We start from the raw sequence: 17,805 nt of genomic DNA, 5'->3' as shown, positions 1-17,805 counted from the left end.
TCGGAAAGTGTGCTCATGAAAATATCCTTACCGCCGCACGGGCGGCCAAACCGCGTTTACCCGCCGGGCACGCCCAGTCTGCATGGCCTCGCGTCGGTGATTACCGGCGTGGTGGTGGTGTGCGGGTTGTACTTCGGCCGCGCGGTGTTGATCCCGATCACGCTCTCGGTGTTGCTCAGCTTCCTGCTCGCTCCGCTCGTGCAGATGTTGCGGCGTTTCCATATGGGGCAACTGCCGTCGATCTTCATCGCCGTGTTGTTCGCATTGGCCAGCCTGCTCGCGGTGGGTGCGCTGATCGGTGCGCAACTGGTGCAACTCGCGGCCGATCTGCCGCAGTATCAGGAGGCGATCGAGCAGAAAATCGAAACGGTCCAGGAGAAAACCGTCGGCCGCGCCGATTCGCTGATGAGCCGCGCCGCCGTCGCCTTGCAGCGCGTGGCCCCGCCCAAGCCGAACCCGCCGCGGCCCACCGGACGCGCCGCGCGCAATGCGCCCGCCGTGCCGCAGCAGGTCGAAGTGCACGAGCCGTCGCCCACGCCGATGCAACTCGCGCAACGCGCGTTGTCGCCGGCCATCGCGCCGATTGAAACGACCTTTATCGTGCTGGTCGTGACGATTTTCATCCTGCTGCAACGCGAAGATTTACGCGACCGTTTGATCAGTCTGTTCGGCTCGCGCGATCTGCACCGCACCACCACCGCGATCAACGACGCCGCCGTGCGCCTCTCCCGCTACTTCGTCGCGCAACTCGGTGTGAATCTGAGCGCGGGCGGCGTAATCGCTATCGGTCTGGCCATCATCGGCGTGCCGGGTGCGCTGCTGTTCGGGGTGATCGCCGCGTTGCTGCGCTTCGTGCCGTATATCGGCATCTGGATCGCCGCGATTCTTGCCGTGTTCCTCGCGGCCGCGATTCAGCCGCAATGGACCATGGCGGTCTATACGCTGATCCTGTTCATCGTCGTCGATGTGGTGGCCGGGCAGATCGCCGAGCCGCTGCTGTATGGCCACCGCTCCGGCCTGTCGCCGCTCGCGGTGGTGGTGGCGGCGATTTTCTGGAGCTGGCTGTGGGGGCCGGTCGGCCTCGTGCTGTCGACGCCGCTCACGTTGTGCGTGGTCACGCTGGGCCGCTACGCCGACCGCCTGAACTTTCTCACGGTGCTGCTGGGCGATCAGCCCGCGCTCACGCCCGCGCAGAACTTCTATCAGCGGCTGCTCGCGGACGATCCGCACGAGGCCATCGTGCAGGCGGAGCGCCTGTTGCGCGAGATGTCGCTGATCGACTACTACGACAAGGTCGCGCTCGAAGGCCTCAAGCTCGCCCGCAACGACGCGATGCGCGGCGTGCTGATGCCGGACCAGTTGCAGCGTATCAACGACGCGCTGGTGGACATCGTCGAAAACCTGGAAATCGCGGACGGCTTGCCGGACCGCCTCGCGCGCAGCGAACCCGCCGACACCGCGAGCGCGCTGCTCGCTTCGGCCTCGGCCGATCTTTCCGAGCGCCACGATAGCCACATTTCAGCGCAGCCACAGATGCGCCGTGAAACCGAAAAAACGTCCGTGCTGTGCGTACCCGGACGCGGTTCGTTCGACGAAGTCACCACCGCGATCGCCGTGCAGTTGCTCGGCCGCCAGGGCCTCGCGCCGATGATGGCCACGCACTCGGGCTATCGCAGCGCACGCGCCGACGAACCGAGCTTCAAGGACGCGCCGATCATCTGCATCGTCTCGCTCGATGCGCCGGAATCGCCGCCGTATCTGCGCAACATGCTGCGGCGCACGCGCGAATGGCGGCCGCGGGCGACGCTGGTGGTCGGCGTCGGCGGCGCGCCGGAAGGCGGGCCGGAGGCGGGCGCAACCGGCGCTTCGCACGCGGCCCCCACCTTCCGCGCGATGATCGAGGAATGCCAGGCGGCCTCGAGCCTGCAGCATGCGCGCCAGCCATCGCATGTGGGCGGAGCGGACTGAGAGCCTGCTTCGCCGCCACGGCCTTGCCCCGCTCTTTGTACCCAAAATGAGGACAGCCGCACCCGCGCCCTCCTTCATACTTCGTTATCGATTCGCACCGCCTTGAAGAGCTAACCAGCCCCGGCGGGCAATTCCCGGCATCGAAGATCCAGGAGACACGCATGAGCCGCCCCTTCAAACCCTATCCGTTTTCGCCTCGTTACTATGAGGGCGTGGTGCCATCGCTCGTCGACGGGCGCGACCCGCTCAGGCGGTCCGTGGCGATCGTCGGCGGCGGGCCGGTCGGCATGACGCTGGCGCTCGCGCTGGCTCGCCAGGGCGTGCGCTCGGTGCTGATCGAAGCCGACGACGGCGTGTGCACCGGCAGCCGCGCGATCTGCATCTCGCGGCGCAGTCTGGAGATATTCAAGCGACTCGGCGTCGTGCAAGGCTTCCTGCAAAAAGGCTTGCCGTGGACGGGCGGCCGCAGCTTCTACCGCGACACCGAAGTGTTCCGCTTCGCCATGCATCAGGACGACGAGCAATCGCTGCCGCCGATGATCAACATCGCGCAATACCAGATCGAACAGTTGCTGCTCGACGAGGTGGAACGGCATGCCGATCTGATCGAGATCCGCTGGCAGACGCGCGTGACCGGCATCGAACAGCACGCGGCGGAAGGCAGCCGCGGGAACCTGGAAAGCACGGGCGAGGCGACGCTCGGGCTGCGCACCGGCGACACGGCATGGCAGATGCACGCCGACTGGGTGGTCGCCTGCGACGGCGGCCGCAGCACGATCCGCGAGGCGCTCGGCCTCAAGCTCACCGGCACCACATATGAAGGCCGCTACGTGATCGTGGACATCGAACTGGACAGCGCACGCGCCACCGAGCGTCTCGCGTATTTCGATCCGCCCTCCAACCCCGGCTCGACGGTGCTGGTGCACAAGCAGCCCGACAACGTCTGGCGCATCGACTATCAGCTTCGCGACGACGAAGATCCGGAAGCCGCCGTGCAGCCCGAGAACGTCATGCCGCGCGTGCAGAGCGTGCTCGATTCCATGGGCGAAACCGGCGCATGGTCGCCGATCTGGATCACCGTCTACAAGGCCAACGCGCTAACGCTCGGACGCTACCGGCACGGCCCGGTGCTGTTCGCGGGCGACGCCGCGCATCTCGTGCCGATTTTCGGCGTGCGCGGCGCCAATTCCGGTATCGACGACGCGGACAACCTCGGCTGGAAACTGGCCTGCGTGGTGAACGGCGTGGCATCGCCGCGACTGCTCGACAGTTACAGCGACGAGCGCGTGTTCGCGGCACGCGAGAACCTGAGCTACGGCATGAAGAGCACGGAGTTCATGGCGCCGCCCTCATTCGCCTTCGATCTGATGCGCCAGGCGGTGCTCGGCCTCGCCGAGCATCACGCGGCTGTGCGTCCGCTGATCAATCCTCGGCAGACACATGCGATTGCCTATGTGAAGTCGCCACTCAACGAAGCCGCGGGCGACGTGGCCGATGCTTTCAAGCAAGGCCCGGCGCCTGGCATGGTGTTGCCGGAATGCAGGCTCAAACGTATGGACGACGGCGTGGTCGTCGATATTCATCTGACGGATCTGCTCGGGCCTTGCTTCACCGCGCTGTGCTTCGGTCCAAACGCGAACGCGAACGACGACTCCGCGCAAGACACAGCGTGGCAGCCATTGCAAACCACGCTGGCCGAACAAGGGATTCCGTTCACAGCCGTCACGCTGGTCAGGAACGACACGCAAAACGCTACGAGCTCAAACGTGATCGACCACACCGGCCGTCTGCACGACATGCTCGACGCCACGCCCGGCACCGTCTATCTGATCCGCCCCGACGGCCACGTACTCGCCCGCTGGCGGGACGGCAGCGCCGCGGCCACGCAGCGCGCCATCAGCACGGCACTGACGATTTAACAAAAAGGAGACCCACCTCATGACCGATAGCGATCTCGATCTCGTCTACACGACGCTCTGCAAGACCCTCACGAACGAGGGCGAAGCTCAGGCACCGTTGTATCTGGCCCGGCTCGCGATGCTGTGTCTGACCGAACTCGACAACCCGCGGCGCGCGTTGTCGTTGATCGAAGCGGCACGGCTGCCGGCTTCGACCGCGGTGACGGCATAAGGCGTAAAAAAAACCGCCGCGCCTCATGGCACGGCGGCTTTTCCTCGAGGCTGGTGTCACTGCTTCGGATACAAACCCAGCGTGCTCGCGTGCAGACGCGCGAGACCGAGCAACGCATCCGTGTACGGCGTAGCGACGCCTGTCAGTTGTCCCAGTTCGCGCACCGCGGCCACCAGCGCGTCGAGTTCGACCGCTTTACCCGCTTGCACGTCCTGCAGCATCGAGGTTTTCATCGCGCCGAGTTTCAGTGTGACCTCGTGGCGATCCGCCGGCTCCTGGTCGATCGGAATGCCGAAGCGCGCGCCGATTTCCTTTGCCTCCAGCATGATGCTCGTCACGAAGTTGCGCGCCAGCTCGTCGCTGAGAATCCGGTCGGTGGTCGCGCCGGTGATGGCGCTGATCGGATTCATCGTCATATTGCCCCACAGCTTGTACCAGACGTCGCGCTGGATCTGCGCCGACACCGACGCATTGAAGCCCGCCGCCGCAAGCGTGGCCATGAGCGCCGCGACACGCTCGCTCGACTGCCCCGACGCTTCGCCGATAATCAGCCCATTGCCCTGATGATGGCGGATCACGCCCGGCGCTTCGACCAGACAACTGGCGTGCACCACGCAGCCCACCGTCTGCGCAGACGGAATCGCGGCGGCAATCGCGCCGTCGGGATCGATCGATTTCAGGCGCCTGCCGGCGAAGTCCGCGCCGAGCCCGTCGCAGAACCACCATGGCACGCCGTTCATCGCGGTCAATACGATCGTTTGCGCGCCAAGCAGCGGCGCGATCTGCGCGGCCACCGACGCCATCGCCGGTCCCTTGACGGCGACCACGACGAGATCCTGCACGCCGAGGTCCGCGGGCTTGTCGCTCGCCATCACCTTCACGGCATGCGTCACGCCGCCATCGATCAGACGCAGGCCGTGCTCGCGCAGCGCGTTCAGCGTCCCGCCGCGCGCCACCACGCTCACGTCATGGCCGGCCTGCGCGAGCTTCACACCCATCCAGCCGCCGATCGCGCCTGCGCCGTAGATAGCTACTTTCATCGTTTCAATCCTTGTAACTGGCGTCGATGCGGTCCACTCGCCGCACCAACGCATCGAACACGTCCTGCCCCGCGCCGTGACGCGGATCGAACTGCAGCGCGTCGCGCGAGCAGCGAATCGCAACGTCTTCCGGCACCGGCCGTGCGCGGCCCATCGCGAATGTCGCCATCTGGATTTCGCAGGCGCGGTTGAGCGTCCACAGGACCGCGAAAGTTTGCGGCAAGGTGTGGCCCCACGCAAGCAGGCCATGATTGCGCAAGATCACCGCCTGCCTGTCACCGATGTGCTTCAGGAGGCGCGGACCTTCTTCGGCGTGAACCGTGATGCCCTCGAAGTCGTGATACGCAATGCGGTCGTGCAATTGTGCGCTGTAGAAATTGGTCTGCTGCAGACCGTCTTCCAGACAGGCCACGGCGACGCCCGCCGTGGTATGCGTGTGCATCACGCAGTGCGCGTCGGGCAAGCCTTCGTGAATCGCCGCATGCACGACGAAGCCGGCCGGATTCACCGGATACGGCGAGTGATCGAGCACGCGTCCCTGTGCATCGATCTTCACGAGGTTGCTCGCGGTCACTTCGCTGTAGTGCAGCCCGAACGGGTTGATCAGGAACTGCCGCTCGCCGCCGCTCACGCTGGCGGGGACGCGCAGCGTGATGTGGTTATAGATCATCTCGGTCCAGCCGAGCATGTCGAAGATCCGATAGCACGCCGCAAGCTGCACGCGTGCATGCCATTCGTCCGGATGCATCGAGTGGGCCTTCGGCGCGCTCGGCGCTTGTATGTCGAGGGTGGTCATTTGGGTCTCCCTTGTCGACCAGAGTTGGCGCTTTAGCGCCTTACTCTGGTCCCATGCAAAGCGGTCGACCAGAGTTGGCGCTTTAGCGCCAACTCCAATCCCATGCAAGATCGTTGCTGTTATCGTTCTCTTGATCGAAAAAACGCGCTTATGCGCCCGACACCACGGCCGCGATCGACGCCGCCACATACTCCGCATTGCGTTCGTTCAGACCGGCCACGCACATGCGCCCGGAGCGCAGCACATACACCGCGTATTCGCTGCGCAGGCGTTCCACCTGGCTTTCGCTCAAACCCGTATAGGTGAACATGCCGCGCTGCGCGACATAGCGCGCGCGCATCACTTCGTCCACACGGCCCGCGAGTCCGGCGTGAATCGTTCCGCGCATGGCGAGAATCCGCTCGCGCATGGTGGCGAGCTCCGCTTCCCACGAAGCGCGCAACGACGCATCCGCGAGCACGTTGGCGACGAGCCGCGCGCCGTGCGTCGGCGGATTGCTGTAGTTCGCGCGCACCGTCGACATCAATTGACCGAGCACGCGGCCGGCCTCTTCCGCGCTCTTGCAAACCACGCTCAACGCGCCGACGCGCTCGCCGTACAGCGAGAAATTCTTCGAGAACGAATTCGCGGCGATCAACGGAATGCCCGCGTCGGCCAGCAGACGCACGCAGGCGGCGTCTTCTTCCAGACCGGCTCCGAAACCCTGATAAGCCATATCGACGAAAGCGATCAGCTTGCGGCGCTGTAAGACCGGCACCAGCTCGGCCCATTGCGCCGGGCTCAGATCGACGCCGGTCGGGTTGTGGCAGCACGCGTGCAGCAGCACGACGCTCTGTTCAGGCAAGCGGCCGATCGTCTCGATCATGTCGGCGAAACGCAAGCCGCCGGTGTGTTCGTCGTAATACGGGTAGGTGTTGACCGTCAGCCCCGCGCCTTCGAACACGACGCGATGGTTTTCCCAGCTCGGATCGCTGATCCAGATCTGCGAGCTGGGGAAATAGCGCTTCAGGAAATCGGCGCCGACCTTGAGCGCGCCCGAGCCGCCGATGGTTTGCAGCGTCGCGATCCGGCCCGCCTTGCGCGCCTCGCTGTCCGCGCCGAATACCAGCGCCTGCGCCGCGTCGCGATAGAGCGGCAGGCCGGCCATCGGCAGATACGAGCGCGGGCCGATCGAATCGAGCAGCGCGGTTTCGGCGCGGCGCACGGCGTCCATCACCGGCAGCTTGCCGGCGTCGTCGAAATAGATGCCGATGCTCAGATTGACCTTGTTGGTGCGCGGGTCGAGTTGAAAGTCTTCGTTCAGGCTCAGAATCGGGTCGCCTGGGTAAGCGGGAATGTGGTCGAACATGGCAATTCCTTGAATGCGGCCGCGCTGCGGCCTTGGTGTGACGCTTGGTGTGGCGTAACGACAGCCCGGCGTGAACCGGCTTGCGTGCCGGCCTGGCTCAGACGGCAATCAACTTGCAGGACCGGAGTAAGCACGAAAGCGCCAACTCTGGTCGACAGAGCGAGACCGAAGTCTAAGCGGGTTTGGCTGGGTGCGTCGATTAGGAGAAGTCTCCGCGCATGGCGCACGGCGCACAATCAATCGATTTTTCACGATTCGTTAGTTTTTCTTTAGAATCGCCGAATGCCACTCACGCGCGTCACCATCCGTCAGTTCGAAGCGTTTCTCGCCATCGTCGATTTGCATAGCATCGGCGCGGCGGCGGACCGGCTCGGCCTGACTTCGTCGGCTGTCAGCCAGTTGCTGGCCGATCTGGAAACGGAACTCGGCTTTCGTCTGTTCGACCGAACCACGCGGCGCGTGAATCTGTCGAGCGCGGGGCAGGATTTTCTATCGTCGGCGGAATCGGTGCTGCGCCACGTGCGCGCCGCCGCGCAATCCGCCGACGATATCCGCAACCGCGCCGCGGGCATCGTGCGGATCGGCGCGCCGCTGGTGCTGGCGGCGACCGCGCTGCCCGCGGCCATCGCCGAATATGCGCGCGACAAGCCGAAGGTGGTCGTGCGCATTTGCGACACCGTGGTCGAGCAACTGGTGGAACGCGTGGAAAGCGGCGACGTGGACCTCGCGATCGGACCCGACCGGCAAAGCGGCACACGCGTGCGATGCGACCCGGCGTTCGCGAGCCCGTGGGTGATGTGGTGCGCGCCGAGCCATCCGTTGAACGCGCGCCGCCGCGTGCTGTGGCCGCATTTGCGCGAGGTGCCGATCGTCGCCACCGGCCGCGACCACGAACGCGCGGTCGGTCAAATGCTGGCCAATCTGCCGGCGGAGGCGCGCATCATTCCGGTGGACGTGGTGGACAACGTCACCACGGCGTTCGGCCTGGCCTCGCAAGGGCTGGCCGTTACGCTCGCGCCCGCCTATGTCGCGCCGCTGGCGCGGACCTTCGGGCTGGTAATGAAGCGCATCGTCGATCCCGAAACGATCCGCGAGGTGTGCGTGTATCGTTCCACCGAGCGCGCATTGTCGCCGCCCGCCGATGGTTTCGCGGATTTCATCATGCCGTGGCTGAAGCGCTGGGATCGCGAGACGCAGGCCGATGTGCGGCCCAAGCGTGCGTGACAGGCGACTGCTGAACGCGTCGGTTCAAGCCCGCTCGGGCACCATGCACAGCGCGAACAACTGGCGCTGGCTAGAGATGCCAAGGCGCGCGTAAGCGCGCTTTTGATAGGTGACCACACTGGCAGGCTTGACGCCCATTTGCACAGCGATTTCCGCGGCGCTGGCGCCTTCGAGCGTGCCGCGCAACACATCGAGTTCGCGCGGCGTGAGTGCCGGGCAAGCGCGTCTGACCCGCGCCAGCATCGCGGCGGCCGAACCCTGCTGATGCTGCACATTCAGCGCGTAATGACTCTTCGCCGCGTGCGCGAACAGATGCGCGAGGCCCTCGACGCGTTCCAGCTCGCCCGGCTGAAACACGCCATAGGCGCGGTCGCGATACAGATTGATCGACAGCCAGACGCTTTCCATCGGCTGCACGAGCAGCGATAGCCGGTCGGACACATTCGGCTGCGCGTAACAGGCCGCGCGATACGCTTCGTTTTCGATCTCTTCGCTTTGTTGCTGGTGCAGCACCAACGCGTCGCGCGCAGGTTTTTCATGCGGACGGCCGATAATCGCGCGATTGCCGTCGAGGGCATAAAAGTGCGTGGCGTAGCGATCGGCGACGTCGCGCAGAAAGCGGCCGCCGCGATGATCGGCGGCTGACACGGTGCGCGGCCTCGCGTCGAATTCATAGGCGAAGATGGTGCACTGCGAGACAGGCAGCGTATCGCCGACGGTTCTGAGGATGCTGGCGGCGAGCGCGTCGGCATCCGCGTGCGAGATCGACATGACGAGCTCGGTCGCGCGCGAGGTGCTGATCTGTTCGTTGCGGTGCGGTGCAGAGATGCGCCAGGAACGCATGATGAGAGTCGGGTCGCTGTGCAAGGGGTTCGGTTCGCCAAGCGTAGCACAGCGCAACGCGGGACTGTTTCCGGTGGTCTGCAAGAACGCCTACAGTTGTCCAGAACGCGTGATCTCACTGACTGAGCAAGGAGCACTGGCATCACATCGACATGCGCGGACATGCGCTATCGCAGCATCGAGATCGACGGCCTGGACATTTCCTACCGTGAAGCCGGCCCCCGTGACGCATCTCGCCCGCTGATTACCGGACCCTGCCGGTGACATCGGGCGCTTACTTGCCCGTAAACGACCCGCGCTGGAACGTCACCATTCTCGGCAACTCGATCGTAAAGATCGTCCCTATCGCTTCGTCGGAATGCACGCTGACATTGCCGCCGTGCATCCGCGCGATCTCCTGCACGATATGCAGGCCGAGCCCCAGCCCTTCGCGCGAGCGCGCACCGCTGTTGTTCGGGCCAAACGCCTTGAACAGATGCGGAAACACCTCGGCCGGAATCGTGCCGCGATTGCCGACCTTCAGACGCACGGACTCGACCGCTTCGCCATCCACCTCGACGCCGATATCGCTGCCCGGCGCGCCATGATGCAGCGCGTTGCTCACCAGATTCGACACAGCCTGCCAGACCAGGTCCGTGTCCCACGCGCCCGACGTATTGCCTCGGCTCGCGAACACGATCTGCTTGCCGTTCTCGCGCGACGCGAATTCGTCGATCACGGAACGGCACAGCGTCGCCAGTTCGATCGAGCGCGGTTGCAACGGCAGGCGCCCGCCCTGCAAACGCGCGAGATTGAGCAACTGGTCGACCATGCGCGCCATGCGCAACGAACTGTTCTTCACGCGCGCGGCCACCGTCACCGACTGTTCGTCGGCCGCCGTGCGCATCAGATATTCCGCCGACGCCAGCACCGCGCCGAGCGGCGTGCGCAAGTCGTGACTCAGCACCGCCATCAGCATCTCGTTGGCTTCGAGCATCTGCCGCGTGGTGACGAGTTGCGCCGCGAGCTGGCGCTTCTGCTGTTCGAGCTGCACGAACACATCGACCTTGGATTGCAGAATCCGCGGATCGAACGGCTTGTAGAGAAAGTCGACCGCGCCGGCTTCGTAGCCGCGGAACGTGCGCGACGCATCCTGCGCGGTTGCCGTCAGAAAGATGATCGGCACGTGCGAGGTGCGCGGGCTGCCACGCATCAGCGCGGCCAGTTCGAAGCCGTTCATGCCGGGCATGTTGACGTCGAGAATCGCCAGCGCGACTTCGTGCTTGAGCAGCAGGTCGAGCGCCGCCGTGCCCGAGTCGGCCACCAGCACGGCGAGATCCGGCCGTGCCAGCAAGGCTTCGAGCGCCGTGATGTTGTGGACGATGTCGTCGACGATCAGAATGTTCACAGGTGAGTTCGTCATGGCATCGGGTCAGAAAGAGGCCGGCAATGCGGCAAGCCGCCGGGCCATGGTTTCGGGAGTGTAAATAAAATCCGCCACGCCGCGTTCAATCGCGGCGCGCGGCATCTCGGGGGAAGCAGCGGAGTCCGGCGCCTGCACCCAGGCCGTGCCGCCGAACGCGCGCACGCGCTTCAGGCCTTGCGCGCCGTCGTCGTTGGCGCCGGAGAGCAGCAGCGCCAGCAGGCGTTCGCCATACACGGGGGCGGCCGACTCGAACAGCACGTCGATCGAGGGACGCGAAAAGCGCACGGCGGCGTCGGTCGACAGCGCGACGGTGCGGTCCACCTCCACCAGCATGTGGTAGCCCGGTGGCGCAATGTGCACGCGGCCCGGCATGATGCGTTCGCCCGCATCGGGCTCGAGCACCGGCAACGCGCAGCGATGCGCGAACGCATCCACCAGGTAGCTCGGCGGATCGGGCGGCAGGTGCGTGACGATCAAAACGGCCGGCGCGAAGTCCGCGGGCAGCGCGCCGAGCAGCACGTTCAGCACTTCGATGCCGCCCGCCGACCCGCCGATCACGACGAGCTCGTAGCCGCGCGCCGCTTCGGCGCGCGGTTCGGAATCGACGGCTGGCTGGACAGGTGAGCGTGGCATGGTGAGCGTGCTAGCGCTTCTGATAAATGCGTTCGCTCGGACGGAATTCGTCGAACGCTTCGTAATGACGGGAAAAACGCAAACTTTCCTTGCTGCCCAAGCCCAGAAAACCACGCCGCACGAGCGCGTTCTCGAACAGACCCAGCGCGCGATCCTGCAAGCCGCGATCGAAATAGATCAGCACGTTGCGGCACGACACCAGATGCGCTTCGAGAAAGACTTCGTCGGTGGACAGGCTGTGGTCGGCGAACACCACGCGCTCCTTCAGCGAGCCCGCAAAACGCGCGCCGCCATAGGCAGCATGGTAGTAGTCGGACAGCGAACGCTTGCCGCCGGCCGCCAGATAGTTCTGCGTGAAGCCCTGAATCCGGTCCAGCGCGTAGATGCCGGACTCGGCGCGCGCGAGCGCGTCCGGGTTGATGTCGGTCGCGTAGAACAGCGTGCGCTCGGTCAGGCCCTCCTCGTCGAAGAGGATTTTCAGCGACCAGAGTTCTTCGCCCGTGCTGCATCCCGCTACCCACACCTTGATCGACGGATAGGTGCGCAAGCGCGGCAGCACGTGTTCGCGCAGCGCGAGGAAATACGCCGGGTCGCGAAACATCTCGCTGACCTGGACCGTGAGGTACTGGAACAGCCGCGAAAACTCGTCGCCGTTGCGCATGATGCGGTCCTGCAACTGCGACAGTGTCTTCAGCCCGAATTCCTCGAGCGCCTGCGACAGGCGGCGCCGCAGCGACGACATCGCGTAGTGCCGGAAGTCGTGCTGATACTTGAGATACACCGCCTCCAGCAGCAGCTTCAACTCGATGTCGAAGTCGCTGATGCGTTGCGGTGCGTCGAATTCTGACTGGCTCATTCTGTTCCCGTGTTCCTGCTACCGTTGCCGCAACCAGACGCGGCACAGCGCGACCAGCTTGTCCACGTCGATCGGCTTCGAGACGTAGTCGTCCGCGCCGGCTTCGAGGCAGCGCGTGCGGTCGTTCGCCATGGCCTTTGCCGTCAGCGCGATGATCGGCAGATGAGCAAAGCGCGGATTGCGGCGAATCTCGCCCATCGCGGTCAAACCGTCCATCTCCGGCATCATGATGTCCATCAGGATCAGATGCACTTCGGGCCCGTTTTCCAGCGCTTCGAGCGCTTCGCGGCCGTTGCGCGCAATCTGCAGTTTCGCACCGAGCGGCTCCAGCACGTGCGAGAGCGCGAAAATATTGCGGACGTCGTCTTCGGCCAGCAGGATCGTGCGGCCCTCGAAGGCATTGTCGCGCTGCCGCACCGTGCGCAGCATGCGCTGCTGCTCGGGCGCGAGCGACGACTCCACGCTATGCAGGAACAGCGTCACCTCGTCGAGCAGGCGCTCGGGCGACTTCGCGCCCTTGATGATGATCGATTTCGAATAGCGGCGCAGGCGGTGCTCTTCCTCGTCGGACAGCATGCGGCCCGTGTAGACGATCACCGGCAGCGCGGCATGCGCGGTGTTCGCGGCGAGCCGTTCGAGCAGATCGTAGCCGGTGCCGTCGGGCAGCGCGAGATCGGTCACCACGCAGTCGAAGGTGAATTTGCCCAGATACTCCAGCGCCTCGGCCAAGGTTGCGACTGCAACGATCTCGGTGTTCTCGCTTTGCAGGAGCGCGCGAATGCTTTCGCGCATCGGCGCGTCGTCCTCGATCACCAGCACGCGTTTGAGGCGCTGCTGCAGACGCGCTTCGAGGCGGCGGATCGCGGCTTCCATCGTGCTGCGCGCGGTCGGCTTGAGCGTATAGCCGATGGCGCCGAGATGCAGCGCCTTGTCGGCGTGATCGGTGGCCGAGACGATGTGGATCGGGATATGACGCGTGAGCGGATCGTTCTTCAGCCATTCCAGCACGGTCAGGCCGGAACGGTCCGGCAGGCCGACGTCGAGCAGCACCGCCGCCGGGCGCATGTCGCGCACGAGGGCGAGACCGGTGGCGGCACTGCTGGCGTGGACGAAGTCGAAGTCGAGCTCGTGCGTCAGATCGCGCAGGATTTCGGCGAAGGCGAGATCGTCTTCCACCGCGACGATCAGACGGCCGGCGCGCGTGCGGTTGCCGCGGTCGTCGGCAATCGGGCCGTTGGTGGTTTCGGGCGCGTTGCCGTTGGTGAAGCCGGTAGTCAGGCCGTTGGCCGGCGTGATCACCGTGGGCTGATTACCGCCCGAAGACGGGCGCACGAGCAGCGGTTCCATCGTCGATTCGGCCGCGGCCGGCGCGCCGGCTGACGTTTGAGCCGAGGCGAAGGCCGGCGCCGGCGCAGGGTGCGCGCCCTGGCTTGCGTTCAAGGCCGCCTCTGCATCGAGCGGCAACCACAGCGTGAACACACTGCCCTTGCCGACTTCGCTGGCGACGGTGATCCGGCCGCCCAGCAAGCGCGAAAACTCGCGCGAAATCGATAAGCCCAGCCCGCTGCCGCCGTATTGACGGCTGGTGGAACCGTCGGCCTGCTGGAACGCCTCGAAGATCATGTCCAGCTTGTCCGCCGCGATGCCGATGCCGGAGTCGCGCACGTCGATACGCAGCATGTCGCCTTCGGCCGGTGCCACCGATAGCGCCACCTCGCCGCGTTCGGTGAATTTCACCGCGTTCGAGAGCAGGTTGCGCAGAATCTGCGTGACGCGCTGGCCGTCGGTGATGAAGGTATCCGGCGTGCCCGGCGAGCGGTCGAACGCGAGACGCAAATGCTTGGCGCTGGCCATCGGCCTGAACAGTTCCTCCAGCGCCTGCAGGGTTGCGTCGATCGACACCGTTTCGAGTTCGACCGTGACCTGCCCGGCTTCGACCTTCGACAGATCGAGAATGTCGTTGATCAGCACCAGCAAGTCGCTGTTGGAAGCATGAATCGTTTCCGCGTAGCGCACCTGCTCTTCCGTCAGATTGCCGGTGCGGTTCTGCTGCAGCAGCTTCGCGAGAATCAGCGAACTGTTCAGCGGCGTACGTAGTTCGTGCGACATGTTGGCAAGGAACTCTGACTTGTAGCGGCTCGACTGTTCGAGGCGCGCCGCGTTGGCCGCGAGGTCGTCCTGCGCGCGCAGCAGATCGGACTTCTGCCGCTCGAGACGTTGCGCGTATTCCTCCAGCTGCACGTTGGTCTGTTCGAGCTCGGCCTGCTGCGCCTCGAGCCGCGTTTGCGATTCCATCAGCGCGCGGCCGCGCTCTTCGAGTCCTTCATTGGAGACGCGCAATTCCTCCTGCTGCACCTGCAGTTCTTCGTTCAACTGCTGCGTTTCGGCCAGCGCGTCCTGCAGACGCTCGCGATACAACGCGGCTTCGACGAAGTCGCCCATGCCCTTGGCGATCAGTTCCATGAACTCCTGGTCACGCGCGGTCAACTCGCGCATGAAGCCCAGTTCGACGACGCCATTGACCTCGCCGTCGTTTTCGATCGGCATGACGAGCAGGTTCTTCGGCGCGCTGCTGCCGGTCGCGGAGACCACTTGCACGTAATTCGCCGGCAAGTCGCGCAAGATCAGCGTGCGGCGCGCGAGAGCCGCCTGGCCGATCAGCGTCTCGCCTTCGGCAAAATTGCGCGCGCTGGCCTGCTCGCTTTCGCGGCTGAAACCGTATGTCGCGATGCGCCGTAGCGCGCCGTGCTGCCTGTCGCGCACGTAGAGCGCGGCCACGGCGGCGTCCAGATATTGCGCGAGAAAGTCGAGCATCGCACGGCCCACCAGCGGCGAGGTCGCCTGACCGACCACCTTTTCCGCAAGCAGGCGCTGCCCCGAGCGCAACCACACTTGCCCTTGCAGCATCTCGGTCTGTTCGGCCTGCTGGCGCAGCGCGCCGTCATACGTGGTCGACAAGCCCATCAGTTCGCGCCGGCCCATCCACGCGAGCAGGCCGCTCACGCTCAGGCTGAACAGCAGGAACACGCTCACCAGCGTGGTGGTGACTCGGCGCGTCGCTTCACTGCGCTCCTGACGCAAGCGCAACTCGACGTCGAGAAACTCAGCAAATTCACGGCGCGTTTCATCGAATTCGGTCTTGCCGCGACCGCTCGCCAAGGCGTCCTCGAAATTCTGATTCCGACGGCGTGCGTCGATCATCTCTTCAGCGAAACGGCTCCAGCGTTGCTGAATGGCCTCGATCTGCTTGAGCTTCTCGACTTGCGGCGGGTTGTCGGCGACCATCTCCTGCAAGGCCTCGATCTGCGTCTTGAAGCGCGGGCCGCCGGCTTCATAAGGCGCGAGGAAGCTCTCGTCGCCCGTGATCAGGAAGCCTCGCATCGAGGTCTCGCGGTCGACCGCGAGGCGCAGCATTTCATTGGCCTGGCCGATCACGCGCTCGGAATGCTCGGCCCAGTTCATGGTCGAGACCAGGTAGGCAATCAGTCCAACGAAGACGGCCATCGTGACCAGGCCGACACCCAGAGGCAAGGCAATGTTGCGGCGAATGATGCTGCGAAAACGATTCTGGTCGACGGCCTGAGATGCGGTCATTTTTTCTGTCTTCGGCTTGGCGAATCGAGTCGATTCGGAATATTTTTCGGGTATTTCGTGTGATTCATTTTGTCGCGATGCGACGCGCGTAATCATACAGGATGGGGGTTGTTTTTGAGGCGCGTGTCAGCGGTTCAGGCTTGCTGGACGGGCCTGTTGCCGACTCACGCAACTTTGCGCCGCTCACGCGGGTCAATCGTGCGAGGAATGCAAATCCGCTCTCTTCGATCAACCGATCGCCGTCCACTCTCTTCCGGTAGCCGATGCCTTCTCACGCCCTCACCGATTTCTCCCGCGCGCCCTTGCGTATCGCCCTCGCCGCCGCGTTCATCTGGCATGCCTCGTTGAGCGGCGCGGCGCAGGTTGCCGAGCCGCCCTCGGCACACGGCAGCATCGTGGCCGCCACCGTGCACGTCGAGGCGCCCACGGAAGCTTCGCCGGTCGTGCCCATCCCGCCGTCCGAGCAATATCCGACGCTCTATCTTGATGTGCAGCTCGCGCATCTCTATCCCGACAGCAAAACTTTCGCGGACATGGTGCCGCTTTCGGCGCCCGCGCAGATCGCGGCTGCGTATAGCACCGCCAGGCAACAGCCCAACTTCAATCTCGCCGACTTCGTGAAGCACAATTTCACGCTGCCCACGCGCACGGCGAAGGTCTATGTGTCCGATCCGAATCAGGACGTGGTGGGCCATATCGATACACTCTGGAACGTGCTGCGCCGCGAGCCGGATGCGACCGCAAGCCCATGGTCCTCGCTGCTGCCGCTGCCGTACGCGTATATCGTGCCGGGCGACCGCTTCGATGAGATCTATTACTGGGACTCGTACTTCATCATGCGCGGCCTCGAACAGAGCGGACAGCATGCGCTGGTCGTCGACGAACTGAAGAACTTCGCAACCCTGATCGACCGCTACGGCCATATTCCGAACGGCAATCGCACCTACTACCTGAGCCGCTCGCAGCCGCCGTTCTTCGCGCAGATGGTGCGGCTCGTCGCCGAAAAGGATGGCGACGCCGTCTACGCGCAGTATCTGCCCGAGTTGCAGCGCGAGTACGCCTACTGGATGGACGGCAGCGATGGCCTGGCCGCCGGCCACGCCAACCGGCATGTGGTGCGCATGCCTGACGGCACGTTGCTCAACCGCTATTGGGACGAACGCGCCACGCCGCGCGACGAGTCGTATCGCGAAGATGTCCTCACCGCGCAGCAGACCCCACAACGGGATTCCGCGGATCTCTGGCGCAATCTGCGCGCCGGCGGCGAAACCGGCTGGGATTTCAGCTCGCGCTGGTTCGCGGACGGCAAGACGCTCGCTACCGTGGAGGTGACTTCACTCGTGCCCGTCGATCTGAATTGCCTGCTCGCCGATCTTGAGCGCACGCTGGCCAAGGCTTATCGTCTGCGCGGCGACGTCACGCATGCGGAAAATATGGAGCAGCGCGCCGCCTCGCGCGCCGAAGCCATTCGCCGCTTGCTGTGGGACCCGCAATTGCAGGCATTCGGCGACTACGACTTCGTGCATCACACGCTCACGCACAGGCTCACTGCCGCGACGGTCTATCCGTTGTATACGGGGATAGCCAGCCGTCAGCAGGCGAAAACGGTCGCCGCTACGTTGCAGCGCGAATTGCTGCGCCCGGGCGGACTCGCCACCACGCAGGCGGCGACGGGCCAGCAGTGGGACGCGCCGAACGGCTGGGCGCCATTGCAGTACCTGGCGGTGATCGGCTTGCGGCGCTACAGCGAAGCGGCGCTTGCGCAAACCATCGCCACGCGCTGGATCAAGACCAATGTGTCGTACTACCAGCACACCGGCAAGCTCGTCGAGAAATACGATATCGACGCGGCCACGCCCGGCGTTTCGGCGGGTGGTGGCGAGTATCCGCTGCAGGATGGTTTCGGTTGGACCAATGGCGTGCTGCGCGCGTTGCTCGTGCTGTATCCGCAGACGGTGCAGGCCTCGC

Annotated in this window: 13 protein-coding genes; 5 read left to right on the top strand and 8 right to left on the bottom strand. The window is 64.8% G+C overall.

Features of this window, described 5'->3' with window-relative positions:
* Positions 1-15: 15 nt before the first annotated feature.
* From P0D80_RS35050 to P0D80_RS35040, 3 genes are all read left to right on the top strand, one after another.
* Positions 16-1,968 (top strand): AI-2E family transporter, encoded by a 1,953-nt coding sequence (locus P0D80_RS35050; RefSeq protein WP_408180977.1) that lies wholly within the window; start codon positions 16-18, stop codon positions 1,966-1,968.
* A 161-nt stretch (positions 1,969-2,129) separates the two neighbouring features.
* Positions 2,130-3,887, top strand: coding sequence for an FAD-dependent oxidoreductase (locus P0D80_RS35045; protein WP_408290676.1), 1,758 nt, complete (start codon positions 2,130-2,132; stop codon positions 3,885-3,887).
* 19 nt (positions 3,888-3,906) lie between these two features.
* Positions 3,907-4,098, top strand: coding sequence for a hypothetical protein (locus tag P0D80_RS35040; protein ID WP_132377342.1), 192 nt, complete (start codon positions 3,907-3,909; stop codon positions 4,096-4,098).
* A 56-nt stretch (positions 4,099-4,154) separates the two neighbouring features.
* On the opposite strand, the gene P0D80_RS35035 is transcribed toward P0D80_RS35040, so the two are convergent.
* The 3 genes from P0D80_RS35035 to P0D80_RS35025 all read right to left on the bottom strand — a co-directional run bounded on the left by P0D80_RS35035 (position 4,155) and on the right by P0D80_RS35025 (position 7,282).
* Positions 4,155-5,138 carry a 2-dehydropantoate 2-reductase gene (locus tag P0D80_RS35035; protein WP_408290674.1) on the bottom strand — a complete coding sequence of 328 codons (984 nt, stop codon included), beginning with the start codon at positions 5,136-5,138 and terminating at the stop codon, positions 4,155-4,157.
* A gap of 4 nt (positions 5,139-5,142) precedes the next feature.
* Positions 5,143-5,934, bottom strand: a complete 792-nt coding sequence (locus P0D80_RS35030) for a class II aldolase/adducin family protein (RefSeq protein WP_132377344.1) — start codon at positions 5,932-5,934, stop codon at positions 5,143-5,145.
* 148 nt (positions 5,935-6,082) lie between these two features.
* Complete coding sequence (locus tag P0D80_RS35025; RefSeq protein ID WP_408290671.1) at positions 6,083-7,282, bottom strand: amino acid aminotransferase; 1,200 nt, start codon at positions 7,280-7,282, stop codon at positions 6,083-6,085.
* Positions 7,283-7,564: 282 nt separating this feature from the next.
* On the opposite strand from P0D80_RS35025, the gene P0D80_RS35020 reads away from it, so the two are divergent.
* Positions 7,565-8,506: a LysR family transcriptional regulator gene (locus tag P0D80_RS35020; protein ID WP_132377346.1), complete on the top strand. Its 942-nt coding sequence runs from the start codon at positions 7,565-7,567 to the stop codon at positions 8,504-8,506.
* A gap of 24 nt (positions 8,507-8,530) precedes the next feature.
* On the opposite strand, the gene P0D80_RS35015 is transcribed toward P0D80_RS35020, so the two are convergent.
* The 5 genes from P0D80_RS35015 to P0D80_RS34995 all read right to left on the bottom strand — a co-directional run bounded on the left by P0D80_RS35015 (position 8,531) and on the right by P0D80_RS34995 (position 15,837).
* Positions 8,531-9,349, bottom strand: a complete 819-nt coding sequence (locus P0D80_RS35015) for a helix-turn-helix transcriptional regulator (protein ID WP_408290668.1) — start codon at positions 9,347-9,349, stop codon at positions 8,531-8,533.
* Positions 9,350-9,623: 274 nt separating this feature from the next.
* Entirely contained in the window at positions 9,624-10,751 is a 1,128-nt protein-coding gene (locus P0D80_RS35010; protein ID WP_408290666.1) for a hybrid sensor histidine kinase/response regulator, read from the bottom strand.
* A 9-nt stretch (positions 10,752-10,760) separates the two neighbouring features.
* On the bottom strand, positions 10,761-11,387 hold the full coding sequence (locus P0D80_RS35005) for a chemotaxis protein CheB (RefSeq protein ID WP_408290664.1): 627 nt from the start codon (positions 11,385-11,387) through the stop codon (positions 10,761-10,763).
* A gap of 10 nt (positions 11,388-11,397) precedes the next feature.
* Positions 11,398-12,243: a CheR family methyltransferase gene (locus tag P0D80_RS35000; protein ID WP_408180985.1), complete on the bottom strand. Its 846-nt coding sequence runs from the start codon at positions 12,241-12,243 to the stop codon at positions 11,398-11,400.
* A gap of 18 nt (positions 12,244-12,261) precedes the next feature.
* Positions 12,262-15,837 (bottom strand): response regulator, encoded by a 3,576-nt coding sequence (locus P0D80_RS34995; RefSeq protein ID WP_408290662.1) that lies wholly within the window; start codon positions 15,835-15,837, stop codon positions 12,262-12,264.
* Between the two features lie 263 nt (positions 15,838-16,100).
* On the opposite strand from P0D80_RS34995, the gene treF reads away from it, so the two are divergent.
* The coding region (gene treF, locus P0D80_RS34990; RefSeq protein WP_408290660.1) for an alpha,alpha-trehalase TreF at positions 16,101-17,805 on the top strand (1,705 nt) is incomplete at its 3' end.

Origin of the sequence: Paraburkholderia sp. RL17-373-BIF-A, assembly GCF_046030175.1 — a bacterium.
Classification (GTDB): domain Bacteria; phylum Pseudomonadota; class Gammaproteobacteria; order Burkholderiales; family Burkholderiaceae; genus Paraburkholderia.
Note: the sequence above shows the minus strand (reverse complement) of the source record. Positions and strands in the feature narration are given on the sequence as shown.